23 protein-coding genes and 1 pseudogene are annotated in these 24595 nt (G+C 73.1%); 11 read left to right on the top strand and 13 right to left on the bottom strand.

Annotated elements, in window-relative coordinates; all coding sequences use genetic code 11:
* A pseudogene (locus ACFC02_RS24965) lies at nt 1–352 on the bottom strand (PDZ domain-containing protein); the annotation flags it as partial.
* A 460-nt stretch (nt 353–812) separates the two neighbouring features.
* Complete coding sequence (cyc2, locus tag ACFC02_RS24960) at nt 813–2975, bottom strand: germacradienol/geosmin synthase Cyc2 (protein WP_376361392.1); 2163 nt, start codon at nt 2973–2975, stop codon at nt 813–815.
* 209 nt (nt 2976–3184) lie between these two features.
* Here cyc2 and ACFC02_RS24955 point away from each other — a divergent pair, with 209 nt between their 5' ends.
* A complete protein-coding gene (locus ACFC02_RS24955; protein ID WP_376361389.1) occupies nt 3185–3367 on the top strand; it encodes a hypothetical protein in 183 nt (60 codons plus the stop codon).
* 190 nt (nt 3368–3557) lie between these two features.
* Here the strand turns inward: ACFC02_RS24955 and ACFC02_RS24950 are convergent, their stop codons facing one another.
* Complete coding sequence (locus tag ACFC02_RS24950; protein WP_376361386.1) at nt 3558–4220, bottom strand: ScbR family autoregulator-binding transcription factor; 663 nt, start codon at nt 4218–4220, stop codon at nt 3558–3560.
* Between the two features lie 273 nt (nt 4221–4493).
* Between ACFC02_RS24950 and ACFC02_RS24945 the strand changes: the two genes are divergently transcribed.
* Nucleotides 4494–4949, top strand: a complete 456-nt coding sequence (locus ACFC02_RS24945) for a TerB family tellurite resistance protein (RefSeq protein WP_360964263.1) — start codon at nt 4494–4496, stop codon at nt 4947–4949.
* 49 nt (nt 4950–4998) lie between these two features.
* Here the strand turns inward: ACFC02_RS24945 and ACFC02_RS24940 are convergent, their stop codons facing one another.
* Nucleotides 4999–6570: an aromatic amino acid lyase gene (locus tag ACFC02_RS24940; protein ID WP_376361383.1), complete on the bottom strand. Its 1572-nt coding sequence runs from the start codon at nt 6568–6570 to the stop codon at nt 4999–5001.
* Nucleotides 6571–6597: 27 nt separating this feature from the next.
* Nucleotides 6598–7560 (bottom strand): ABC transporter substrate-binding protein, encoded by a 963-nt coding sequence (locus ACFC02_RS24935; protein WP_376361380.1) that lies wholly within the window; start codon nt 7558–7560, stop codon nt 6598–6600.
* Between the two features lie 337 nt (nt 7561–7897).
* On the opposite strand from ACFC02_RS24935, the gene ACFC02_RS24930 reads away from it, so the two are divergent.
* The 4 genes from ACFC02_RS24930 to ACFC02_RS24915 are packed head-to-tail and all read left to right on the top strand — an operon-like array spanning nt 7898 to nt 12054.
* Complete coding sequence (locus tag ACFC02_RS24930; RefSeq protein ID WP_376361377.1) at nt 7898–10534, top strand: ATP-binding protein; 2637 nt, start codon at nt 7898–7900, stop codon at nt 10532–10534.
* Nucleotides 10531–11007, top strand: coding sequence for a roadblock/LC7 domain-containing protein (locus ACFC02_RS24925; protein WP_376361374.1), 477 nt, complete (start codon nt 10531–10533; stop codon nt 11005–11007). Before ACFC02_RS24930 ends, ACFC02_RS24925 begins: the two co-directional genes overlap by 4 nt.
* A 35-nt stretch (nt 11008–11042) precedes the next feature.
* Complete coding sequence (locus tag ACFC02_RS24920; protein ID WP_376361371.1) at nt 11043–11459, top strand: DUF742 domain-containing protein; 417 nt, start codon at nt 11043–11045, stop codon at nt 11457–11459.
* A complete protein-coding gene (locus ACFC02_RS24915) occupies nt 11446–12054 on the top strand; it encodes an ATP/GTP-binding protein (RefSeq protein WP_376361368.1) in 609 nt (202 codons plus the stop codon). The genes ACFC02_RS24920 and ACFC02_RS24915 overlap by 14 nt, the downstream gene beginning before the upstream one ends.
* A gap of 83 nt (nt 12055–12137) precedes the next feature.
* On the opposite strand, the gene ACFC02_RS24910 is transcribed toward ACFC02_RS24915, so the two are convergent.
* The 8 genes from ACFC02_RS24910 to ACFC02_RS24875 all read right to left on the bottom strand — a co-directional run bounded on the left by ACFC02_RS24910 (nt 12138) and on the right by ACFC02_RS24875 (nt 18927).
* Nucleotides 12138–12806, bottom strand: coding sequence for an ABC transporter permease subunit (locus ACFC02_RS24910; RefSeq protein WP_360964005.1), 669 nt, complete (start codon nt 12804–12806; stop codon nt 12138–12140).
* On the bottom strand, nt 12803–13519 hold the full coding sequence (locus tag ACFC02_RS24905) for an ABC transporter permease (RefSeq protein ID WP_376361365.1): 717 nt from the start codon (nt 13517–13519) through the stop codon (nt 12803–12805). Before ACFC02_RS24905 ends, ACFC02_RS24910 begins: the two co-directional genes overlap by 4 nt.
* On the bottom strand, nt 13516–14688 hold the full coding sequence (locus ACFC02_RS24900; protein WP_376361362.1) for an ABC transporter ATP-binding protein: 1173 nt from the start codon (nt 14686–14688) through the stop codon (nt 13516–13518). Before ACFC02_RS24900 ends, ACFC02_RS24905 begins: the two co-directional genes overlap by 4 nt.
* A 340-nt stretch (nt 14689–15028) precedes the next feature.
* A complete protein-coding gene (locus ACFC02_RS24895) occupies nt 15029–15397 on the bottom strand; it encodes a DUF6479 family protein (RefSeq protein ID WP_376361359.1) in 369 nt (122 codons plus the stop codon).
* Between the two features lie 155 nt (nt 15398–15552).
* The gene (msrB, locus tag ACFC02_RS24890; RefSeq protein WP_376361356.1) at nt 15553–15960 is read right to left on the bottom strand and encodes a peptide-methionine (R)-S-oxide reductase MsrB; all 408 of its coding nucleotides are present in this window, start codon (nt 15958–15960) and stop codon (nt 15553–15555) included.
* A gap of 19 nt (nt 15961–15979) precedes the next feature.
* Nucleotides 15980–17371 (bottom strand): UDP-N-acetylmuramate--L-alanine ligase, encoded by a 1392-nt coding sequence (gene murC, locus ACFC02_RS24885; RefSeq protein ID WP_376361353.1) that lies wholly within the window; start codon nt 17369–17371, stop codon nt 15980–15982.
* A 73-nt stretch (nt 17372–17444) separates the two neighbouring features.
* Nucleotides 17445–17918 carry an indole-3-glycerol phosphate synthase gene (locus ACFC02_RS24880; protein WP_376361350.1) on the bottom strand — a complete coding sequence of 158 codons (474 nt, stop codon included), beginning with the start codon at nt 17916–17918 and terminating at the stop codon, nt 17445–17447.
* A 181-nt stretch (nt 17919–18099) separates the two neighbouring features.
* On the bottom strand, nt 18100–18927 hold the full coding sequence (locus tag ACFC02_RS24875; protein WP_376361347.1) for a pyrimidine reductase family protein: 828 nt from the start codon (nt 18925–18927) through the stop codon (nt 18100–18102).
* 37 nt (nt 18928–18964) lie between these two features.
* On the opposite strand from ACFC02_RS24875, the gene zapE reads away from it, so the two are divergent.
* The 5 genes from zapE to ACFC02_RS24850 all read left to right on the top strand — a co-directional run bounded on the left by zapE (nt 18965) and on the right by ACFC02_RS24850 (nt 24562).
* Entirely contained in the window at nt 18965–20077 is a 1113-nt protein-coding gene (gene zapE, locus ACFC02_RS24870) for a cell division protein ZapE (protein WP_376361344.1), read from the top strand.
* A gap of 481 nt (nt 20078–20558) precedes the next feature.
* On the top strand, nt 20559–21509 hold the full coding sequence (locus ACFC02_RS24865) for a slipin family protein (RefSeq protein ID WP_376361341.1): 951 nt from the start codon (nt 20559–20561) through the stop codon (nt 21507–21509).
* Nucleotides 21510–21584: 75 nt separating this feature from the next.
* On the top strand, nt 21585–23201 hold the full coding sequence (locus ACFC02_RS24860) for an FAD-dependent oxidoreductase (protein ID WP_376361338.1): 1617 nt from the start codon (nt 21585–21587) through the stop codon (nt 23199–23201).
* A gap of 183 nt (nt 23202–23384) precedes the next feature.
* On the top strand, nt 23385–24269 hold the full coding sequence (locus tag ACFC02_RS24855) for a polysaccharide deacetylase family protein (protein WP_376361335.1): 885 nt from the start codon (nt 23385–23387) through the stop codon (nt 24267–24269).
* 62 nt (nt 24270–24331) lie between these two features.
* A complete protein-coding gene (locus tag ACFC02_RS24850; protein WP_376361332.1) occupies nt 24332–24562 on the top strand; it encodes a hypothetical protein in 231 nt (76 codons plus the stop codon).
* Nucleotides 24563–24595: the final 33 nt, after the last annotated feature.

Genomic DNA, 24595 nt, shown 5'->3' with positions numbered 1-24595 from the left:
GGTCCTGCTTGTCCTTCAGCTTCCGGGCGGTGCCGAGGGGCGACGGCGCCCGCCCGGCTGCCGCCGCCTGACCGGCTGCACCGGTCACACCCGACACGCCGCCCACACCCGCCGCGCCCGCCAGTCGCTGCGCCTCGGTGAGCCTGCTCAGGCCGATGACCGTGGCGCCCACCGCCCCCAGGCCGACGCCCGCCAGCAGCAGGACCAGGCCCGCGAGCAGGCCGCACAGCGCGGCCGGCCACCGGCGCACCCTCCCGCTCCCGGTCCGCGGACCGCAGGCACGCTCGCGCGGGGCGGTCCCGCCGGACTTTCCGCCGGGCAACGGCTTGGGACGCAACGCAGTCTGTTCCATCGTTCTCCTTCGGCCTGCTCCGGCCTCCGGCTGGTGACTACCCGGCGCCCGCGCCCGCCACGAGCCACGAACGGGTGAGACTGAAGCCGCCGGCGGCTGTCACGTTCCCCCGCATGAGCGATCACCTCCTGCGACTGCCGCGACACCACCCCTGCCTGGCCGAACCCGTCGCCTTCCCCTTCGAGTTCGACCTGGACGGCGCCGACCGTGCCGAGCCGGTCCGGCTCACCTCCGGCGGCCCCCTGGAGCCGGTCGCGGGCGACGCCTCGGGCGGGCCCTGCTCCACGTGCGGCGCCGGCTCCGTGCTCTACGCCGACTCCGAGGGCTCGGCCGGGCTCATCGGCCGGCGGAGGAGGCGCGGGTGGCCCTCATCCGCGGGCTGGGCGAGATCGTCGTGGACCAGGGCGCGCTGCGGCGCCCCGGCCCCCCGCAGGAGCCGCACGTCTCCCCCGGCGCCCGCTCAGCCGACGGGCAGCGCGGGTGCCGGGGGGCGGTCCGGGAGGAAGGCGTGGGCCCGGCGGGCCAGCCAATCGGCCTTGTAGCGGTTCACCTCGCTGTGCCAGTGCAGGATGCCGGCCATCCAGTTCTGCAGGTCGGCGACATACCCGTGCACGGCCGCGCGGGCCTCCCGGGACAACTCGAAGTCTTCGCATACGACGGGCAGTTCGTGGGCGACGACGTGTTCGAACTGACGCATGCGCTGGGTCATCAGGTCGTGCACCACGTCGAGCGCGGCGGGATAGCCGATGCCGAAGAAGTGCTGCACGACCAGGATCGCGTTGTGGATCTCGCCCTCGTACTCGATCTCCTTCTGGTAGGAGAAGACGTCGTTGAGCAGGCAGGCGTAGTCGACGGCCGCGTTCTCCAGCGAGCGGACCGGCCCGCTGCGGTAGACCTCGGGCGGGATCGACGGGCCGTAGCCCGTCCGGCACAGGCTGAGGGTGAGGTCGGAGCCGAAGGTGGCACGCCTCATCTCCAGGTAGTCGACGGGGTCGGGCACGCGGTTCTGCAACTGGTTGGACAGCTCCCACACCCAGCTCTCGGTCATCGAGTCGATCGCGTGCTTCAGGGTGCGCCGCTGGTCGGGGGTCATCTCGGCGGTGGTCCGCGCCCACAGGTCGGTCAGGCCGCGCTCCATGGCGTCGAGCGGGACGACGGCCTCCTCGCCGTCGACGGGCATGCACGCCGACAGGCGGGCCGTGGTCGTCCGGGCGGCGGCGAGGTCACGGCGGTGGCCGTAGACCAGCGGGTAGTAGTCGTCGCCGTACGTGCCCCAGGCGAGCCACTGCGCGCTCAGGTCGAGCGCTTCGGGGGTCGCGTCCGGGTCGATCCCCGCGGAGCACAGGGCGAGGTCGTAGGCGGCGAGCTTGTCCTCGTCCCAGACGCCTTCCGTGAGGATGCCCGTGCGGTGGCACCAGTCGGCGAGCCGCAGCCGGGAGCGGTCCAGGTGCGGGCTCAGCTCCAGCCGGTAGGGCATGTACAGGTCGGGGATGCGGGAGGGGCCGACCTTCTCGTACGGGACGTGGGTGTACGCGCGCAGGCGTTCGGCGCCGGCCGCGGCGAGCAGGGCGCCCACGTCGACGGCCGCGGTGCCGGGTCCGGACGGGGGCCGCCAGGGGCTGGTCGGGCGCGCCCGTGCGTTCATGTACCGGCTGGAGCGCAGGTGCCACTCGTGACCGCCCGACTGCCAGTCCTGCAGGCCCTTGGTGTACGCCGCCACCGCCGCGACCTGGCCGGGGGTGAGGCCGTTCTCCGCGGCCACGGCGGGCACCTCGGTGAGCGCGGTGTGCTCGAACTGGTGCAGGCGTGAGGTGAGGACGGCGTTGACGGTGTCGGCGGCCTCCTGGGTGGTGCAGCCGAAGAAGGTCTCCAGGACCAGCACGCCGTTGCTCAGTTCGCCCTCGTCCTCCACCTCCCGCTGGTAGGAGAACAGGTCGTTGCGCAGGTGCACGGCGTCGGAGAACGTCTCCATCAGCACCCTGAGCGGCCTGGACCCGGCGACCGAGGCGGGCACTTCGGCGGTGGCGTACTCCACGAGCCCCGCCGACCAGGGGGCGCCGCCGACCTTGCGGCGCATCTCGATGTACTCGACGGGGTTGGCGATCCGCCCCTCGTTGATGTTGGACAGCTCCCACAGGGACTCGTTCAGCAGGTGCTCGGTGGCCACCGCGAACCGGCGCCGCCAGTCGGCCGACATCGACGGCACCGTACGCGCCCACAGGTCGGCCAGGCCCGCCTCCACGGGGTTCTCCGGCTCGGGGACGGGGGCGGCGGGGTCGAGCGGCATGAACAGGGGCAACCGGTCCAGGTAGGCCTTGCCGCCGGCCCGGTCCTGGCTGCGCTTGAACGTCTCCAGGAAGTGGTCGTCGAAGAAGAAGACCCACACGTACCAGTCGGTGATCAGGGAGAGGGCGGGTCCGTCGCAGTCGGGGTGGGTGTAGGCGCACAGCAGTCCGTAGTCGTGCGCGTCCAGGTCGGACTGCTCCCAGACCCCGGAGCCCTCCAGCATGCCCATGTCGCGCGCCCACTGCGTCGAATGGGCGCGCGCCTCGTCGAGGTGCGGGTTCAGCCGTGCGGGATACGGCATGTAGAAGTACGGGAGTTCGAAGGGCTGCTGCGTCATGGCCGGGCCCTACCCGGGAGGTTCAGGAGCCATCCTCCGGCAGCCATCCCATCACACCATCGCGTGAATCACCGCCGAACCCGCCCCACGGGCGGGCCCGGTGGCGCGGAACGAAGGCACCCGCCGTGGTCGACCCCGACGATCGTCAGGGGCGGGCGTTGCCGTTGGGCCCGGGTGCCGGGCGCTTCCCGCCTCTACGGTCGGACCTCATGGAACGAGAACCACGCAAGAAGGCCGGGGCCGGTCGGCCGCCCGGTGCGGCGGCCGTCGTGGCCGCGGGTGCGGGAGTCGTCACGTGGCTGTTCCCCCGGCGGCCCGCCAGGAACGCGGCCACGGCGTTCGGGACGGCCCACCACGGGTTCAGCATGCTCGGAGCGGCGGCCGCGGTGTGAACGGCCCCAGGATCAAGTACGCGCCGCGCGAAGGTGGTTGCGGTCACCGTCCCGCCGTTGATGATTGCGCTCTCCACGGGGACGACGGTACGGACCTCCGACGCCGTTCGACCACTGCCGAAAGTCCAGTCCGCGCCGGTGGTGGCCGGCGGACCACGCCGCCGCGCGGCGCGGTCCGCCGCGGCGGCGGTCAGCGGGCCGGCGGGCCGGCGGCCCCGGCTTCGCGTTCCAGTTGTGCGGCGAGGCCCAGATAGCGCGGCCGCCGGGGCAGCGGCACCAGGCCCCGGATCAGCAGGTGCCACATCTCGGTCGTCCTGCGCGGCAGCCGTGCCACCGGTTCCAGCGGCCGGGCCGTGACGCGGGTGCCGACGAAGAAGGAGACCAGGGAACGCGCGGCGGCATGGACGTCGACGTCGGGGTGGACGTCGGCCTCCTTGACCGCGCCGAGGAGCCGGGTGGTGGCGATCTCCAGCCACTCGGTGAAGGGGTGCCGCAGCGGAGGCCGTACCTCCACGCCGCCCGTGGCCAGCCGGAACCCCGCGCGGACGACCGGCCCTTCGACGGACAACCGTGTGAACGCGAACGTGATGCGCATCAGCGCTTCCAGCGACGGGCAGTCCCGCTCCTCCACCTCGCCCGTCACCTGGCGCACGGCCCTGGACTGCAACTCCATGATGGCGTGGGCGAGATCCTCCTTGGCCGCGAAGTGGAAGTACAGGGCGCCCTTGGTGACCTGCGCGTGCTCGACGATGTCGCTGAGGCTGGTCCGTTCGTAGCCGTTCCGGTCGAACAGGTCGGCAGCCGCCGTGATGATCGTCGAGCGCGTCCGCTCGGCACGCAACTGCCTCGGCATGGCCAGAACACTCCAGGTATAACGAACGGGGCATGCTGTTTGTTTCTCCTTCTCCTCCACGATAGCCCACGCGTCCTGGCCCTCACCAGGGCGCGATCGGGGCCGATTTACTCGGAATCTTCGGCTGAATAGCCATCAAAGCCGGGCGAAAGCCTAGCCATTGGAAACCGGTCAGGCGGTTTATTTAAAAGATCCTGGGTGTGGAACTTATCCGGCGCCCCGCTAGTTTCTACGGTGCTGTAGATCTGAACCATCCGACACTTGGAGAACACCATGGCCCTGTGGGACCGCATCAAGGATTCCGCGACGCAGATGCAGACCCAGCTGGCGGCGAAGAAGAACGACCTGAAGAGCGGCGCCTTCCGCGACGCGAGCATGGCGATGTGCGCCCTCGTGGCCGCCGCCGACGGCACCGTGGATCCGTCGGAGCGCCGGCGCGTCGCGCAGCTGATCGCCACCAACGAGGTCCTGCAGAACTTCCCCGCGGACGACCTGCGCCGCCGCTTCGAGGAGAACCTGGACAAGCTGACCGCCGACTTCGACTTCGGCAAGGTGAGCGTGCTCCAGGAGATCGCCAAGGCGAAGAAGAAGCCGGCGGAGGCGCGCGCCGTCGTCCAGATCGGCATCGTGATCGGCGGCGCGGACGGCGACTTCGACAAGACCGAGCAGGCCGTGGTCCGCGAGGCCTGCTACGCCCTGGACCTGCCGCCGCACGAGTTCGACCTCTGAGGACCGCCCCCGGCGCCACCGCGCCGCCCGCCGTCACCCGCCTTCGCGCTCACAACTCGGCCAGCACCGGCAGGAGTTCGCCCGCGGTGGCGACGTCCGCCGTCAACGGGCGGTCCTCGGTGCCCGCGGGCAGCGCGGCGGCGGCCACGGCGAAGGCCGCGGCACGCGGCGGCTCGGCGCGCAGCCGCAGCGCCCGCACGGCGACGACCAGTTCGCAGGCCAGTACGGTCGTGTAGGCGTCCACCGCGCGCAGGGTCTGGCGGGCCGCCTGGGAGGCGAAGCTGGCGGCCTCCTCCAGGCCGTGGGAGAGCACCGCGTGGCCGGTCGATGCGGGCGTGGCGCAGGCCCGCAGCTCGGCGAGGGCGGAGTGGGCCGTGTACTCCAGGATCATCGTGCCGGAGCTGCCGGCCGGTCCGCGGGCGAGGAAGGCGGGCAGGCCGGTGAGGTCCGGGCGGCCGAGCGCGGCGAGGCGGGCGGCGGACAGCTGGGCGGTCTGGAGCACGGCGAGGCCGAGGGCGTCCAGGGCGAGGCCGAGCGGCGCCGCGTAGAAGCCGCCGTGATGGTAGGCCGCCGTGCCGTCGGGCCCGATGAGCGGGTTCTCCGAGGGGCAGTTGACCTCCACCTCGACGATGTGCCGCAGCGCGTCCGCCGCGTCCAGGGCGGGGCCGTGCGCCTGCGGGAAGGCCCGGAAGCCGAACGGGTCCTGGATCCGGTGCTCGCCGGGGCCGTGCGGCCGGCCGGGCGCGCCGAGCAGCCGCCGTACCTCCGCGGCGGCGCGGGTGACGCCCGGGTAGGGGCGCAGCGCGTGGACCTCGGCCGCGTACGCCTCCAGGGAACCGGAGACGGCGGCGAGCGACAGGGCCGCCACGGCGTGAGCGGCCCGCAGCAGCACGTCGAGGCCGTGGCAGCCGAGCGCGGCCTGGCCGAGGGTGAGGGCGTTGCTGCTGAGCAGCGCGAGCGCGTCGCCGGGCCGCGGGACGACGGGGGCGGGCAGCGCGGGGACGGCGGTGTCCGTGGCGCGGTCCGGCCCGCCGCGGCCGGGCGGGCGGCCGTACGGCAGGGTGGCGGGGGACGGTCCGGCGCCCGCCGGGGCGTCGTTCAGCCAGGGGCGTTCACCGATCAGGGTCAGGCCCGTCTGGGCCAGGGCCGTCAGGTCTCCGGTGCCGAGGCCGCCGTACTCGTTGACGGCCGGGTGGACGCCGAGCCGCAGGGCCTCGGTGAGGGCGGTGACGAAGGCGGGCTGGATGCCGGAACCGCCGGCGAGGAGCTGGTTGGCGCGGATCGCCAGCATCGCCCGTACCTGGCGGGCCGGGAGCAGCGCGCCCGCCCCGCCCGCGTGGCTGCGCAGCAGCCGCAGGCCGTGCTCGCTCTCCTCCCCGCTGTCCACCGTCACCGAGCGGTGCGCGCCGACGCCGGTGCCCCGGCCGTAGAGCCTGCCGCCGGCGGCGAGCCGCCCGGCCGCCCGCCAGGAGCGGTGCGCCCGGGCCAGCGCGGCGGCCGGTACGACGGGTTCGGCCGCGGCGTCGGCCAGGCGGACCACGCCGGGCAGCGAGAGGCGGCGGCCGTCCAGCGCGACGCGGGTGTCCCCCGCGTCCCGGGGCGCCCGCGTCGCGCTGTTCACCGCCGTGTCCTCGTGGGGCCCGGGGGGTCAGACGAGACCGGCCGACTTCAGCCAGGCCGTGGCGACGTCCAGCGGGTCCTTGTTCTGCGACTGCACCTGGGTGTCCAGGTCCAGCAGCGTGGCCGTGTCCAGCTTGGCGGAGAGCGCGTTGAGCGCGTCGGTGCCCTTCTGGTCGAGTCCGCCCTTGTGGACGAGCGGCTGGACGTTCTCGAACCCGAAGAGGTTCTTCGGGTCCTGGAGGACGACGAACTTCTCCTTGGCGATGGCCGGGTCCGTGGTGAAGACGTCCGCCGCCTGCACGGTGTCCTTCTTCAGCGCCGCCTGGGTCAGCGGGCCGCCCGCGTCCAGCGCCTTGAAGGACTTGAACTCCAGCCCGTAGAGCGACTTCAGGCCCAGCAGGCCCTGCTGGCGGGTCTGGAACTCCGGCGAGGCGCCGATGACCATGTCCTTCGCGGCGTCCTTGAGGTCCGCGATGGAGGACTTGGCCGTCAGGGCGTACTTCTTCGCCGTCGCGGCGTTGACGGTGACCGAGTCCTTGTTCTGCGCGGGCGACGGTTCCAGCACCGTCAGCTTGGGGTCGAGCTTGGCGCCGATGGCGGCCGTGGTGGCGGCGACCGTCTTCGGGGCGGCGTTCTTGTCGAGGTAGGCCAGCAACGCGCCGTTGTACTCGGGCAGGACGGTCACGGAGCCGTTCTTGAGCAGGCCGTACGTGGTCTCGCGGCTGCCGATGTTGTGCTTGTAGGTGACCTTGACGCCCTTCGCCTTCAGGGCCTCGCCGTAGATGTCGGCCAGCAGGATGCTCTCGGCGAAGTTGTTGGAGCCGACGACCACGCTGTCGCCGCTCGCCTTGCCGCCCGCCAGCGGGTCGCCGCCGGACTTGTCGTCGGAGGACGAACACCCGGCGACGAGGGCGACGGTGGCGGCGAGGGCGACGGCGGCCACGCCGGCGTGCCTCGTGCTGGACCTGGTGCTCTTCGCGTAAGAAGTCACAATTCCCGTTCCGGGTTAGGAAGTCGTGGGGGGCGTGTCGTGGACAAGGGAGCGCGGCATGCGGGGCGCCGCACTTTACTGATCCAATCCAGCCACTTCTTGATCAGTCAAGTGCGGCCAGGTCACCGATTGGCTTCGATCCCGGAGCGCTTGTGAAGTGCAAGCGATTGCTTCGTAACGCATTCTTGATGGGACGGGCCGAACGCCGCTTCTAAGAGGCGGTACATTTCACGAAGTTGACATTGGTCACAGCGGTGTACGGGGGCCGCTCCGGTGTCGTCGCGCATCATCGTCGTCACGATCGTCCCGGGTGGAGACACCCTTCGAAGGAGGCCCGGTGTCCACGAACGAGGTGGACGCGCCCCCACGGCAGGCCCCACCGCCCCGGGCCGGTGGCATCCGGGGATTCGCCGACCGGTGGCCCTTCCGGCGCAAACTCAACGTCCTGGTCGGCGTCCCGCTCGCCGTGGTCGGCCTGCTGCTCGCCTACCTGATCGCGGGCCAGGCCGGCCAGGCCAGGGACGCGGCGGACGCGGCCCGGCTGGTACGGGACAGCGCCCAGGTCGCGGCCCTCGTCGACCGGGTGGAGGCCGAGCACCAGCAGGCCGTCCTGCTCTCCGTGCGCTACGAGGCCCAGGGCATCGGCGCCCGGCCCTCGACCACCGCCTACCGCAGGGCGCAGGGCGCGGTCGACGCGCAGGTCGCGGCGGTGCGGCAGGCGTTCGGCGACCGGCTTCCGGGCACCGAGGCGCAGGCCCTCAGGGAGATCGAGGGCCTCACCAGCCTGCGCGGCACCGTGGAGGAGGGCTACCTGCCCGCCGACAACATCGACCCGGCCTACACGGGCGCCTCGAAGAACCTGATCGACGGCCTCGGACTCGACCGGAACGCGGCACTCGCGGCCACCTTCACCGGCAACCTGCTGGACTCCCTGCTGCGCGCGGACGCCGCGCACAGTTCCTTCGAGACGAGCGTGTTCTCGGCGACGACCGGCGACACCAACGCGCTCATCGAGTTCACCGGCGCGGTCGGCTCGCACGAGCTGTACACCTACCAGGCCGACCGCTTCTCCCGGTTCGCCACCGTGGCACAGGCCGACCGGCTCGCGGAGGTGGAGCACACCGCCGCGCAGCGCCGGATCACCGAGGCGTACGCCGAACTGCAGATCGACCCGAGCAGTCTCCAGGCGAACTCCCCGGACCGGATCCGCCGCGCCTTCCAGGACGCGCTGGGCGACTACCCCTCCTACCCCGAACAGGCCGCCTCCCGCCTGGAGATCGCCTCCTCGCTCATCGACGAGATCGCCGACACGGCGGACGACGCCTCGACGGACGCGTGGTGGCGGGCCGCCGGGCTGCTGGCCGCCGCCCTGCTCGGCTTCCTCCTCTGGCTCGGCTTCTCGGTGGCCGTGCGCCGCTCGGTGGTCCGGCCGGTGCAGGCGCTCACCGGGGCCGCGCAGGAGGTCTCCGCGGCCACCGGGCGGGAACTCGCCCGGGTCGCCGACGACGACTCCGACGACACCGGGCCCCCGCGCCTGAAGGACGTGCCCGTCACCGCGCGCGACGAGATCGGCGACCTGGCGGCGGCCTTCAACCAGGTGCAGACCACCGCCGCGGCGCTGCTGGAGCGCCAGGTGCTCAGCCGCCGCAACGTCGCCGAGATGTTCGGCAACGTCGGCCGCCGCGTCAGCAACCTCACCACCCGCCAGCTCGCGCTGATCGACGCGGTGGAGCGCGGTGAGACCGACCCCGCCCTGCTCGAACGCCTCTACTCCATCGACCACATCGCCGTGCGCCTGCGCCGCAACGCCGACAGCCTGATGCTGCTGGCCGGCATCCGCGAGGCCGTCCTGGACTCCGTCCCCACCGCGCTGACCAACGTGGTCCGGGCCGCGCTCGGCCAGATCGAGGGCTACCAGCGGGTGCGGCTGTACGCCGGGACCGAGATCATGGTCGCACCGGACATCGTCGGCGACCTGACGCTGATGGTGGCCGAACTCCTGGAGAACGCGGTGTCGTTCTCCCCGGCGGGCAGCCCCGTCGAGGTGACCGTGCGGTCCGGCGCCGAGGGCGCGTCGATCGCGGTCACCGACCACGGGCTCGGCATGAGCGCCGAGCGCCTGGCCGAGGAGAACGCCCGCCTGATCCACCGCGAACGCCTCGACGTCGTGCCGACAAAGGTGCTCGGCCTCTTCGTGGTGGGCACGCTGGCCCGCCGCTGGGAGGTCGGGGTCGCCCTCACCCGCACCCCGGGCGGCGGTGTCACGGCGGAGGTCACGATCCCGCCCGCGCTGCTGCTGGCCCCCGGTTCGGTGACCGACGGTTCGCAGGCCGCCGACGGCAGCTCGGCGAAGCCGGCCGGCAGCGAGGTCACGGCCGGCGCCACGGACGCCACGGCTGCCACCGGTGCCGGTGAGGTCACCGGGCCGAGGCCGTCGGCCGCCGTGGTGCCGCAACCCGCCCCCGGCGGCGACGAGCCCGGTTCGCTCCCCCGCCGCCTCCCCCGGCGCGACACGGCCCCCGGCGCGTCCGGCGGGGAGACGACGGCGGACCGTGATCCGGCCGCCGGCCGGCCCGCGGCGCGGACCCCGTTCATTCCCCGGGCCCGCAAGGAGACCATCCCGGCACAGGCGGCGTCCGGCCGGCCGGCGCCGGGCCAGGAGGAGCCCGGCGGGACGGCGGCCTCCCGTCCCCTGCGCCGACGCGTGCGCGGCGCGACCCTGCGCGCCGCCGACGGCCCCGCCCCGGGCGCCCGCGAGGACGTACGGCCCGCCGACGCCGACGCCGTACGGTCCGCGCTGGAGGAGTTCGAGGCCGCGGTGGAACGCGCCCACCGCGACACCGCCGCCGGCCACCGCCCCGACGACCCGCCCCCGACCGCCTCCGCCGAGCCCGGCCCCGCCGACACCGGCGACACCGGCGACACCCCCGAGAAGCACCACCAGAACGACCTCCCGAAAGGAGCCGAGCAGTGAGCACGTCGACAGGTGACACTCCGACGGGAGGCACCCCGCCGACCGATCTGCAGGCCGCCGCAGCCGACTTCACCTGGCTGCTCAACCGCTTCGCGACGGAGACCGCCGGTGTCGTCGACGCCATCGCCGTCTCCTCCGACGGACTGCTCATCGCGGTGTCGCAGCTGCGCGAGCACGCCGACTCCGAGCGGCTGGCCGCCATCGTCTCCGGCATCACCAGCCTGGCCGCCGGCGCCTCCGGCAACTACCGCCTGGGCGCCCTCAACAAGGTCATCATCGACCTGGAGGGCGGTCACGTCCTGGTGTCCGCGATCGGCAGCGGCGCGGTGCTCGGCGTGGTCACCGACAAGGAGGCCAAGCTCGGCAACATCGCCTACGAGATGACGCTGTTCGCCAACCGGGCCGGTGCCGCGCTCAGTCCGCAGCTCGTCCTCGAACTGAAGAACAGCGTCGGCGCCGCGTCGACGCGCTGAGCGGTCACCGCCGGCCGAGGAAGGAAGAAGACCCCATGGCGGACGGCTCCCCGCCCCCGGGAGGAGACCCGGTGGGCCCCGCCCCCGCCGTGCGGCCTTTCCTGGTCACGGCCGGCCGGGTGGCGCCCACCGCCGCCGGCCGTCCGGTGCCCGTGGAGACCCAGGTGGTGGCCACCGCCGCCGGGCTCGCGTCGCTGGACGACCTCTCCTTCGAGCAGCACGACATCATCGCCGCCTGCCGCCTGCCGCAGTCGGTCGCGGAACTCGCGGCCCGGCTGCGGCTGCACCTCAACGTGGTGCGGGTCCTCGCCGAGGACCTGCGCGCCGAGGGGCGGCTGACGGTGCACGTGCCCGACTCCGGCGCCACCCACGACGCCTCCGTCCTGCGCAGGGTTATCGATGGCCTGCGGGCCATCCCCGACTCCCGGGGAGTACTCCGTGACACCGACTGAACAACTCGCCCGCGGCACCGCCGCGGCGGCCGGGCCGAGCACCGTACGACCGCCGCTTCCGGTGAAGATGGTGATCGCGGGCGGTTTCGGCGTGGGGAAGACCACCGCGGTCGGCTCCATCTCCGAGATCGAGCCGCTGACCACCGAGGCGGCCATCACCGAGGTCGCCGCCGGCGTGGACGACCTCACGCACACCCCGCGCAAGACCACCACCACGGTCGCCATGGACTTCGGCTGCATCACCATCGACCCGACGCTGAAGCTGTACCTGTTCGGCACGCCCGGCCAGGAGCGGTTCGGCTTCATGTGGGACGACATCGTGGAGGGCGCGGTCGGCGGCCTCGTCATCGTCGACACCCGGCGCCTGGACGACTGCTACGCGGCCGTCGACTACTTCGAGCACCGGCAGATCCCGTTCGCGGTGGCGCTCAACGCCTTCGACGGCCAGGTGGAGCACCCCTTGGAGGAGGTCCGCTGGGCGCTCGACGTGTCCGAGCACGTCCCGGTGGTCGTCTTCGACGCCCGTGAGCGCGGCTCGGTGCGCGACGCGCTGCTCGTCGTACTGGAACTGGCACTGGCTCGGACCGAGGCCTGAGGGCGGCCGCGGACGCGGACGGGCCGCGACCGGGAGGACCGCGGTTGTCACCGCACCCCCGGGCCGCGGCCCGTCCACCCGCGTCACACGCCGCGCCGTACGCCCCGTGACACCGCGAGCCGTGCTGCGGCCCAGAACAGGACGAGCGTGGCGAGCGCCAGCGCGGCCACCAGGGTGGCGCCGCCCACCACCTTCTCGTAGTTGCGCTGGTAGAGGCCGTCGATGACGTAGCGGCCGAGGCCGCCGATGCCGACGTAGGCGGCGATGGTCGCCGTGGAGACGATCTGGATGGCGCCCGAGCGCAGGCCGCTGAGGATCAGCGGGAGTGCCACGGGCAGTTCGACCTGGAAGAGGATCCGCGACTCCTGCATGCCCATGCCCCGCGCCGCGTCCACCGGCGACGGGTCGACGGAGCGCATGGACTCGTAGGTGGTCACCAGGATCGGCGGGACGGCGAGCACGACCAGCGGGACCATGACGGGGACCAGGCCGAAACCGACCAGCATGGTCATCAGCACCAGCAGGCCGAAACTGGGCAGCGCCCGCCCGGCGGTGGCCAGGAACGCCAGGACGTTGCCGCCGCGCCCGTAGTGCCCGGTGACCAGGCCGACCGGCAGCCCGATGGCCGCGGCGATCGCGAGCGCGATCAGGCAGTAGCGCAGGTGCTCGACCAGGCGGGTGGGGATGCCGTCGTAGCCGTGCCAGTGGGCGCTGTCGCTGAAGAAGGCGTTGACGAAGTGCAGTACGTTCACCAGGCGGCGTCCTCCAGTACGGGCGCGGCCGGCTCCGGCCGGTCCTCGGCGGCCCCGGGCCCGCGGCGGCGGGTGCCGCGCGGCATCCACGGGGTCAGCAGGAACCGTACGCCGACCAGCGCGGCGTCGACCAGGATGGCCAGGACGGCGGTGGTGACCACGGAGTTCACCGCCAGCTCGGGCCGGTGGTAGATGTTCGCGTCGTTGAGGAGGTTCCCGAGCGCCCCCTGGTTGCCGATGAGCATGCCGACGCTGACCAGGGAGATGCTCGACACCGTGGCCACGCGCAGACCGGCGAGGATGGCGGGCACGGCGATGGGCAACTGCACCTGGAAGTAACGCCGTACGGGACCGAGGCCCATGGCGGTGGCGGCGGCCAGCGTCTCCTGCGGCACCGCCCGGACGCCGTCGACGATGGCCGGGACGAGCACGACCAGGCTGTAGACGGCGAGCGGGATCATGACGGTCAGCTCGGTCTGGCCGGTGTAGTCGATGAGGAAGACGATGAAGGCCAGGGACGGGACGGCGTAGAGCACCGTCGTCAGGCCGAGCACCGGCGGGTACAGCCAGCGCAGGCGCACGCACAGCTGGGCGATCGGCAGGGAGACGACGAGGCCCGCCAGGACCGGCAGCAGCGCCTCGCGCAGGTGCAGGCCGATCAGGCCGAACCAGCTGTGCTGGAGGTCGCTCGGGAGGTCGAAGAAGCGGTTCATCGGGCGACCTTGGCGTCCGCGTCGGCGTCCGCGCCGGCTTGCGCGCGCCCTTCGGCGTCCGGGCGGCCCCCGGCGTGCGCGGCGCGGATGGCCGCCCCGATGGTCTGCTGCGACACCACGCCGGCCGCCCGGCCGGCGCCGTCCACGCCGACCGCCCAGCCGGTCGGCGAGAGCACGGCGCAGTCGAGGGCGGCGCGCAGGGACTCCTCGCCCCGCACGAAGGGCCGCCCGTGGGGCAGCAGCCGGGCGGGGTCGATCCGTCCGGCCCTCAGGTCGTGCGGCTCGCTCCAGCCGAGGGGGCGGCCGTCGAGGTCGGTGACGAGGAGGTAGGGCACGTCGGCTGCGGTGCGGGCGGCGATCTGCTCGGCGGTGGCGTCGACGGCGACGATCGGCGAGGTCAGCAGCTCCAGTTCCGCGGTCCCGAAGAAGGACAGCCTGCGGATGCCGCGGTCGGTGCCGAGGAAGTCCTCGACGAAGGCGTCGGCGGGATGGGTCAGCAACTCGGCGGGCGGGGCGAACTGGGCGAGCCGGCCGCCGGTGCGCAGCACCGCGACCATGGTGCCCAGCTTGATGGCCTCGTCGATGTCGTGGGTCACGAAGACGATGGTCTTGCCCAGCTCGTCCTGGATGCGCAGCAGTTCCTCCTGGAGGCCCTTGCGCACCACCGGGTCCACGGCGGAGAACGGCTCGTCCATCAGCAGCACCGGCGGATCGGCGGCGAGCGCCCGCGCCACGCCGACGCGCTGCTGCTGGCCACCCGAGAGCTGGTACGGGTACCGCTTGGCGAGGGCGGCGTCGAGGCCGACGCGCTCCATCAACTCCACCGCGCGCGCCCGGGACTTCTGCTTGCTCCAGCCCAGCAGCCTGGGGACGGTGGCGATGTTGTCGACGATGGTGCGGTGCTGGAAGAGCCCGGCGTTCTGGATGACGTAACCCATGGACCGGCGCAGGGTGTTGACGGGCTGTTCCTTGATGTCGGCGCCGTCGAGGAGGATGCGGCCCTCGCTCGGCTCCACCATGCGGTTGATCATGCGCAGGGTGGTGGTCTTGCCGCACCCGGACGGTCCGACGAGGACGGTGATCGAACGGTCCGGTATCTCCAGCGAGAGCCGGTCGACCGCCACCGTGCCGTCCGGGTACCGCTTGGTGACTGAATCCATGCGTATCAAAACGCCGCATACCCTTCGGGTTGGCAGTAGCTGCCCGCTCTCGGCCACGGTCGCGCGGGCCGTTGCGGAGAGAGTCTAGACGGACGGGATTGCGGCGGGGTTGCAGCACCCGTACGAGCCGCGGCCGCGCGCGGGGCCGCCCGCGCGGACACGCCACCGCACCCGCCGCGACGGTTCCGGCCGTCACGGCGGGTGCGGTAGGTGGGTCCACCGGGGGGGTGCCCGCCCGCCCCGTACGGCACGTGCCGTACGGGGCGGGTCATACGACCGGTGGGTCCGGACGGGTGCGGCCGGCGGGTCCGGCAGTGCGGCCGGGGGGCCGGTCAGGTGGCTGGTCCGGTCAGGTGCGGCCGGGGCCTCCGCTGCCGAAGGAGCCGCTGCTGCCCGGGGCCCAGCGGCTGCGGTGCTGGTCCTGGCTGCGCCGGGTGCTCGCGGCGTGCAGCTCGTGCGGCAGCAGCCGCTTTCCGTCGTCGCCGCAGTGCACCTCGTCCGGCTCGCGCCGCTCGCTGATCTCCTCGACCGCGCCGGTGACCGGCAGGTGCGGCTGCTCGGACGTCTCGGGCCGCTTCGGCTCACGGCGCATCACACCGATGCCCATGCCGACGGCCCAGACGAGCACCACCACGATGATGAGCCCGCCGATGAAGGCACCGAGCGTGGCCCACAGGTGCGGTGCCATGGCCAGTACGACGTTGGAGGCTGTGCCCATGTCTTCCACCCGCCTCTGCGGAGATGCGGCGAAACAACCGGTGGCGCCGGTAGCGCCACCTGTGTCCCATATTGTCCAGTGTCCCACCGTGAAGGGCCACCGCAAAGTGCCGCCCGGGGCCCCGGCCCCGGCTCCGGTTCCGCCTCCTGCCCGGCTCAGTCCTCGGCGGGCGCCAGCCGCAGCGAGATGCTGTTGATGCAGTACCGCTGGTCGGTCGGGGTGGGATACCCCTCACCCTCGAACACGTGCCCGAGGTGCGACCCGCAGCGGGCGCATCGCACCTCGGTGCGCACCATCCCGTGGGAGCGGTCCTGCAGCAGCTCCACCGCCTCGGTGTCCTTCGGGTCGTAGAAGGACGGCCAGCCGCAGTGCGACTCGAACTTCGTGTCCGAGGTGAACAGCTCCGCGCCGCAGGCCCGGCAGGAGTAGACGCCCTTCGTCCTGGTGTCGGTGTACTCGCCGACGAAGGCGGGCTCCGTCCCTGCCTGGCGCAGCACGGCGTACTCGGCCTGGCTCAGCTCCGCGCGCCACTGCTCGTCCGGCTTGTCCACCTCGTACGCCATGAGCCCTCAGCCCCTTCACTCAGTCCTGCTGCAGACGGTCCAGGATGCGCGGTCCGAGGTCGGTGACGTCGCCCGCGCCCATGGTGAGAACAAGATCACCGGGCTTCGCCATTCCCGCGATCGCGTCGGGGACCTCGGCCTTGTCGTGGACCGCGGTGACCTCGGCGCCCGCGGCCCGGGCGGAGGCGATGATCAGTTCACTGGTGACGCCGGGGATCGGGTCCTCGCGGGCCGGGTAGATGTCCAGGACGACGGAGGCGTCCGCGAGGGCGAGGGCCTGGCCCATCTCCTTGCCCAGTTCCTGGGTGCGGGAGAAGAGGTGCGGCTGGAAGACCACCAGGATCCGGGCGTCGCCGGCGGCGGCCCGCATCGCCTCCAGGTCGGCCGTCATCTCCGTGGGGTGGTGGGCGTAGGAGTCGATCACCTGGACGCCCGCCGCCTCGCCCTTGAGCTGGAGGCGCCGCTTGACACCGGTGTAGGCGGCCAGCGCCGGGGCCAGTTCGGCGGCCGGGATGCCGAGGGCGGCGCCGGCGGCGAGCGCGGCGACGGCGTTGTGCGCGTAGTGGCGGCCGGGGACGGCGACCCGGAAGGTCAGCTCGGCACCGTCCAGCAGCACGGTGACCTCGCTCTTCAGGCCCTGCGGCACGACCGACAGGATGCGTACGCCGGCGTCCTCGGACTCGCCGTACGTCACCGTCCGCACCGAGTCCGGCAGGCGCCGGGCCAGCTCGCGCGCGCCCTCGTGGTCGGCGGCGATCACCAGGGTGCCGCCGGGGACGATCCTTGCGGCGAAGGTCTCGAAGGACTCGTAGATCTCGTCCATGGACGCGTAGTTGGCGTGGTGGTCGAGTTCGACGTTGAGGACGATGGCGACCTCGGGCGCGTACTTGTGGAAGCTGCGGTCCGATTCGTCCGCCTCGGCGACGAAGATGTCGCCCTCGCCGTGCAGCGCGTTGGAGCCGGGGGCGTCCAGGTCGCCGCCGATGGCGTACGACGGCTTCAGGCCCAGCTCGCTGAGGGAGACCGCCAGCATCGAGGTGGTGGTGGTCTTGCCGTGGGTCCCGGCCACCGCGATCGGGCGCAGGCCGTCCATGAGGGCGGCCAGGGCGTCGGAGCGGTGGACGGCCGGGATGCCCAGCTCGGCCGCCCGGACCAGCTCGGGGTTGTCCGCGCGGATCGCCGAGGAGACGACGACGCAGGTCGCGTCGGAGGCCAGGTGGCCGGCCGCGTGCCCGATGTGCACGGTGGCGCCCAGCGCGCGCAGCGCCTCGGCGGTCGCCGAGTCCTTGGCGTCGCTGCCGGCCACCCGGGCGCCGCGCTGGGCGAGGATCTTGGCGATACCCGACATTCCGGCGCCGCCGATGCCGATGAAGTGCGGTCGGTCCATGGCGGTAGGAAGGCCGGGTGCCATGCGCTGTTCTCCCCAGGTCGTGCGGCGTCGGTACGGGCGGGCGCGCACCGCGGGCGCGGGGCGCCGCCCCAGCCTATGCCTTGCTGTGGGAGAACAGCTTCAGGACCGGCACGCCGACCTTGTGGCGGGCCCGCGAGGCCCAGTCCCGGTGGAAGAACTCCTCCACGTAGTGCGGGTCCGTCAGCACGATCACCTCGTCGGCGCCGGTCTCGCCGACCAGGGCCTTGAGCGCGTCCAGCGGATGGTCCTCGACGAGTCTGCCCTCGGCGTCCGCACCGGCCGCGCGCAGCGCCGTCAGGGAGACGTCCAGGGCCTGTTCGCCCTCTCCCTTGGCGGCCTCGCCCTCGGGCGTCCCGCCCTCGCGCGCTGCCTCGTCGATCTCGCCGAGCGCGATGTCGTCGATGGCCCGCAGCAGCCGGTCCGCCTGGTCGCCGCGCGGCTGGAGCAGCACCTGGAAGCGGACCTGCTCCTCGCCGTGCAAGGTCGTGACGAACTCCACGTCGGCGGACGTCAGTGCCTTCTCGATCATCAGTACGCTTGTGAACACCAGACGCCCTTTCTCGTGTGAGGGCCGCGCCCTCCCGCTACCTCCGTGTGGGCCGAACCAGCCCCCGCAGAAACCATCCTGCCCTGTGATCGCACGGGTATCGCCGGAATTCCTCCCGCTGCCGCCACCTGGACGGAATTACCCCTTCCGACTACCGGCGGCGCACGGGCCACGCTCCCCCTCACGTCCGCCGGTAACGGCTGAACAGGAACCCCTCCTCCTCCAGCAGACAGGCCAGGGCGAAACGGTGCGGGACGGCGACCGAGGGGCCGCCGGAGATGCGCTGGGCGTCACCCGCGGTGAGCATCGGCGCGACGGTCAGGCACAGCTCGTCCAGTACGCCGGAGGCCACCAGCTGCCCGAGCAGGCGAGGGCCGCCCTCGGTCAGCAGGCGGGTGTGGCCCAGCTCCGCCAGCGCCCGCACCGCCCGTGGGGGATCGATGCCCACGCCGTCACCCGCGGTCACCACACGGGCGCCCGCCCGCTCGGCGGCCGCGATCCGGTCCGGGGCCGCGGCGGCGCCTGTGAGGATCAGCGTGGGCACCAGGGGCGAGGTGAACAGCGGCAGGGAGAAGTCCAGTTCCAGGCCGGCGGTGACGACCGCGATCGCCGGGGCGGGCCCCTGCCCGGCCGCCTCCCGCAGAGCCGCGAACTCCCCCCGCGCGCGGGCCGGGCGGTACCCCTCCTGCCGTACCGTCTCCGCGCCGACCACCACCACGTCGGCCAGCGCCCGCAGCGTGCCGAAGATCCGCATGTCGGCCGGGCCGGAGATGGGCTGCGAACGCCCCTCGTGCTGCGCCGCCCCGTCGAGCGTGGAGACCATGTTGGCCCGCAGCCAGGGCTCCCGGCCGCCGGGTCCGGGCTCGGGGTAGGCGTAGGCCCCGGCCAGCTCGGCGAGGGTCCACTCCCGGTCCACGAGGGCGCCGGGCAGGCGCTCACCTCCGGCCCCGGCGGCACCGCCCGAGGTCTGGGCTGCTGTTTCGTCGGTCACAGGGAACAGGCGTCGCATGCCGTGCAGTGTTCCACGCGGCTTACCATGGGGAACCGTGTCGTCCTCCACAGCCGCCTCCCGGCTCAGCCCCGTGACCGGTGCCACCCCGCTCTCCCTGTGCGCCCGCGAGCCGCACGTCCCGGCGGACCGGCTGGTCGCCGAGATGGTGCCGCCGCCGCGGTTCGACTCGGTGCGCTTCGCGACGTACATCCCCGACCCGAAGCAGCCGAGCCAGACGGAGGCCGTGCGGGTCCTGGAGGGCTTCGCGGCGGGGCTCGGCGGTGCGGTCGCGGCTGATCCCGCCCGGCGCGGCCTGTTCGGCTTCGGCAGGGCCCGGGCGAAGGCGCCCAGGACGCCCGCCGGTCCGCGCGGGGTCTACCTGGACGGCGGCTACGGCGTCGGCAAGACGCACCTGCTGGCCTCCCTGTGGCACGCCACCCCGGCCGAACCCGAGCTGAAGGCGTTCGGCACGTTCGTGGAGCTGACCAACCTGGTCGGCGCCCTGGGCTTCCAGCAGACGGTCCGGACCCTCTCCGGGCACCGGCTGCTGTGCATCGACGAGTTCGAGCTGGACGACCCCGGCGACACCGTGCTCGTCTCCACCCTGCTCGGCCGCCTGGTCGACGCGGGGGTCGCGCTCGCCGCCACCTCCAACACGCTGCCGGGCAAGCTCGGCGAGGGCCGGTTCGCCGCCGCCGACTTCCTGCGCGAGATCCAGGGCCTGTCCGCGCACTTCCGTGCGCTGCGCATCGACGGCGAGGACTACCGCCACCGCGGCCTGCCCGAGGCACCGGCGCCGTTCTCCGAGGAGCAGGTGACGAAGGCGGCGCACGCCGCGCCGAACGCCTCGCTCGACGACTTCACGCAGCTGCTCGAGCACCTGGCCAAGGTGCACCCGAGCCGCTACGGCGCCCTCACCGACGGGCTCGGGGCCGTGTGCCTGACCGGCGTGCGGCCGGTGCCCGACCAGTCGACCGCGCTGCGGCTCGTCGTGCTCGCCGACCGGCTCTACGACCGTGAGGTGCCCGTCCTGGCCTCCGGACTGCCGTTCGACCGGCTGTTCAGCGAGGAGATGCTGAACGGCGGCTACCGCAAGAAGTACTTCCGCGCGATATCCCGGCTCACCGCCCTCGCCCGGGACGCCGGGGGACTCGTCGAGACCCCCTGACCCGCCGGCCGGCGCGGGCCACCTGTCCTCCCGTCCCGCGCCGCCGCACCGGCCGCCGCCTCAGCCTCGCGGACGGAGCGCCACTGCGAGGCCGCGGCGCGGCCCGGCAGGCCGCCGGCCCTGTCCGGCCTCCACCGGCCTCGACCACGCCGGCCGCACGGCCGTGGAGAACCGGGCCGAACGGCACAGCGCCGCCGGACACGGAACCGGTGCCACCGCTGTCGCCCGCCCCTTGGGCCTCGAGCGCCGGAGCCCCGCGTCAGGCCCGCCCGCCCGGCCGCCTGCCCGGCGGACCGGCCGACTGCCTGCCCGCCCGGCCGCCTGCCCGGCGGACCGGCCGACTGCCTGCCTGGCGGACCGGCCCGACCGGCAAGTCCGCGGGCCGGTCGGGCCAGGGGTCTCGACCGTGTTCTCCGCCCGGGCATATCGTTGAAAGAGGCCCTCAACGGGCGCGGGGACGACTGGTCGAGGAGTCGTCATCATGCTTCAGGACGTACTGACCGCAGTGATCGCCGCGGGTTGCGCCGGTCTCGTGTACCTCTCGGCGGCGGCGCGGGTCGTCAAGCAGTACGAGCGCGGGGTGGTGCTGCGGCTCGGGCGGTTCGCCGGGGACGCGCGGCCACCCGGTTTCACCATGATCATCCCCTTCGTGGACCGGCTCTACAAGGTCAACATGCAGATCGTCACGCTGCCGATCCCCGCCCAGGAGGGCATCACCCGCGACAACGTGACCGTGCGCGTGGACGCCGTCGTCTACTTCAAGGTGGTCGACGCCGCCAACGCGGTCATCCAGGTCGAGGACTACCGGTTCGCGGTGTCGCAGATGGCACAGACCTCCCTGCGCTCGATCATCGGCAAGAGCGATCTGGACGACCTGCTGTCCAACCGCGAGAAGCTGAACCAGGGCCTGGAGCTGATGATCGACAGCCCGGCCATCGGATGGGGCGTGCAGATCGACCGGGTGGAGATCAAGGACGTCTCCCTGCCGGACACGATGAAGCGGTCCATGGCCCGGCAGGCGGAGGCCGACCGGGAGCGGCGGGCCCGGATCATCAACGCCGACGCGGAACTCCAGGCGTCGAGGAAACTGGCCGAGGCCGCCCAGCAGATGGCCGACACTCCCGCCGCGCTGCAACTGCGGCTGCTCCAGACGGTGACCGCCGTCGCCACGGAGAAGAACTCCACCCTCGTCCTGCCCTTCCCCGTCGAACTGCTGCGCTTTTTGGAGCGGGCGGCCCAGCAGCCGACGCCCGGTCCGGCGCCCGCCCAGTCGCCCGAGCCCGCGCCACCCGCGCCGTCCGGACCGCCGAAGTCCCTGGGCAACGGCACGGCGCCGCTCACGGACGTACCCGACGCCCCCTTCGACGCCGCATCCGTGACGCCGGTCCGGGCTGCCGCGGACGCCTCGTCCCCACCCGCCTCCGACCCCTGACCCGCTCCGCACGCTGCCCGCTGCCCGCCCGCGCGGCCCGAGATCAGGCCGGTCCGGGCGGGGTACTCGGCGGCCATGAGCGAACACCAGCCGCGCCAGGAGCGGCAGCAGCAGCGGCACGGGCGGCGCCGCGTCAGCGGCTCGTACTGGGTCGAGACGGCGCCGGGGCCGGAGCGTCCCGCACTGACGGAGGACCTGGACGTCGACGTCGTCGTGATCGGCGCGGGCATGGCCGGACTGAGCACGGCGTACGAGCTGACGCGGGCGGGGCTGGGCGTGGCGGTGCTGGAGGCGCGGCGGGTGGCGGCGGGTGTGACGGGGCACACCACCGCCAAGCTGACCGCGCTGCACACCCTCGTCTACGACAAGCTGCGCCGCACCCGCGACGCGCAGGCGGCCCGGCTGTACGCCCGCTCGCAGTGCGAGGCGATCGAGCACGCCTGGGAGCTGGTGGACGAGCTGGGCATCGACTGCGAGTGGGAGACCCGCAGCGCGTACACCTACGTGCGTGACCCGAACCGGGTGGAGGAGGTGCGGGCCGAGGCGGAGGCGGCCCGGGACGCGGGCCTTGCGGCGTCGTTCGTGACCGAGACCGGGCTGCCGTTCCCGGTGGCGGGGGCGGTTCGGGTGGCCGGGCAGGCGCAGTTCCATCCGCGCAAGTACCTGCTGGCCCTGACTGCGGACCTGGTGGCGCACGGCGGGCAGGTGTTCGAGAACACCGTGGTGCGCGGGCTGACCGAGGGCGAGCCGTGCCGGGTGACGACCGCGACGGGCGCCACGGTACGGGCCCGGCACGTGGTGGTCGCCACCCACTACCCCGTCTTCGACAGGGCGCTGCTGTTCGCCCGGCTCTCCCCGCGCCGGGAACTGGTCGTGGCCGGACCGGTCGACGCCGCGGAGGACCCCGACGGCATGTACATCACCCCGGAGGAGAACACCCGTTCGGTACGGACGGCTCCGTACGACGGCGGGACCGGCGAGAACGGGAAGGACCAGAACGGGAACGACGAGGACGGGAACGGCGCGAACGGCCGGCGGCTCCTCGTGGTGACCGGGGAGCACTTCACGCCGGGCACCGGTGACACCCCCGCCCGCTTCGACCGGCTCACGGCCTGGGCGGGCGAGCACTTCCCCGGCGCGGACCTCGTGCACTCCTGGGCCACCCAGGACATCGACCCCACCGACACCGTGGCGATGGTCGGCCCGCTGCACCAGGCCGCCCGCAACACCTACGTCGCGACCGGTTTCGGCGGCTGGGGGCTGAGCGGCGGCATCATGGCGGGGCGGCTGCTCACGGCGCTGATCACCGGGCGGGACTGCCCGTGGCAGGAGCTGTACGACCCGCGCCGGCTGCGGACCGCCGTGCGCGAGGCGCCGACGTTCCTGAGGAACCAGGCCGAGGTCGCACGGCACTTCGTGGGCGACCGGCTGCGGTCCACGCCGCCCGTGGACGCCATCCCGCCGGGCGAGGGCGCGGTGGTCCGGGCCGGTCTCGACCACCTCGCCGTGTACCGGGACGACGACGGCGACCTGCACACCCTGTCCGCCCGCTGCACCCACCTGGGCTGCCTGGTCGCCTTCGACTCCGCCGAGCGGGCCTGGGAGTGCCCGTGCCACGGCTCGCGCTTCGACACCGAGGGCAACGTGCTCCAGGGTCCGGCCACCCGGCCGCTGGAGCGGCGCGAGCGGTGACCGTGGGGCGGACGTCGATCACGCAACGGACGTGGATCACGGGACGGGCGACGACAGCGGGAGCAGCGCTGACGGCGGGAGGAGCGGTGACGGCGGGGCCGTGGGCCGCGGGTGACGACCGGGCGGGTGACCGCGCGGCCTCGTTGCCGCTCATATGATCGGAGACCGTCCTACGTTCGTCAGGTGATCCCACTTGTACGACGTATTACCGGCCTCGCCTCGACCTGTGCCCTGAGCCTCGCCCTGGCCTCGCTCGCCGCCTGCGGCACCACGCGGGCCGCCCACGCCGGTCACCCCGCCTCCCCCACCTCCCCCTCTGCCCCAGCCAAGCCCTCCGCGACCGCGCCCTCCCGTCCGCCCCGCCTCACCCCGGGGCCCGGCGGCCTGACTCCCGTGTTCACCAACGGCCCGCGCGACAAGGGCAAGATCGTCGCGTTCACCTTCGACGCCGACATGACCGCCGACGAGGGGCCGCGCGCGGCGAAGGGCGAGCACTTCGACAACCCGCAGCTCATCGCCACGCTCCGTGCCCTCAAAGTGCCCGCCACGGTGTTCATGACGGGCAAGTGGGCGCAGACGTACCCGGACGAGGCCCGCTCCATCGGCACGGACCCGATGTTCGAACTCGCCAACCACTCCTACAGCCACTACGCCTTCACCGGCGACTGCTACGGCCTGCCGACCGTCTCCAAGGACCAGGTCCGCTCGGACGTGGAACGCGCGTACACGGCGTTCGCCAAGGCCGGCGTCCCGCATCCGATGCCGTACCTCCGCTTCCCCGGTGGCTGCTACGACAGCGAAGTCCTGCGCACCCTCGCCCCGCTCGGCGTCACCGCCGTCCAGTGGGACGTGGTGAGCGGTGACGCGTTCGCCACGGACGCGGACGCCGTGGTCCGCCAGGTCCTGGACGGGGTGAAGCCGGGATCGGTCGTGGTCATGCACTGCACGCGCAGCGCCGCCCCGACGACCGAACGCGTGGTGCGCACCGTCGTCCCGGAGCTGCGCAAGAAGGGGTACCGCTTCGTGAAGGTGTCCGAGATGATCGGCGCCTCGGCGGGCCGCTCGTGATCCGGCACACCTGAACGCACGGGCCAGGGCGAGACCGCTCGAGGGCGTCCTACGCTGGAGCCATGAGCGAGGACGACAAGGCCGGTCACGACGGCCGCGACGGCCGCGACGGCACCAGCGGCAGCGACTACTGCCTGATCGACGCCACCCGGCCGCCCCGGGCCGACGGACCGCCGTACGCGGAGTGCGTGCTGTGCCGCGAGCCGACCGAGTACCCGGAGTCGTACAAGGGGATCACCCTCTGCCCCGCCTGCGAATGGCAGGAGGCGCAGCGCACGGCGTGCTCGGGATGACCTCCGCCCGGTGAGCGACCCCGGGCAGGCGCA

This window comes from Streptomyces sp. NPDC056160, assembly GCF_042268205.1.
In the GTDB taxonomy this organism is placed as follows: Bacteria; Actinomycetota; Actinomycetes; order Streptomycetales; family Streptomycetaceae; genus Streptomyces.
The sequence above is the reverse complement of the archived record's forward strand: the minus strand, read 5'-3'. Positions and strand labels throughout refer to the sequence as shown.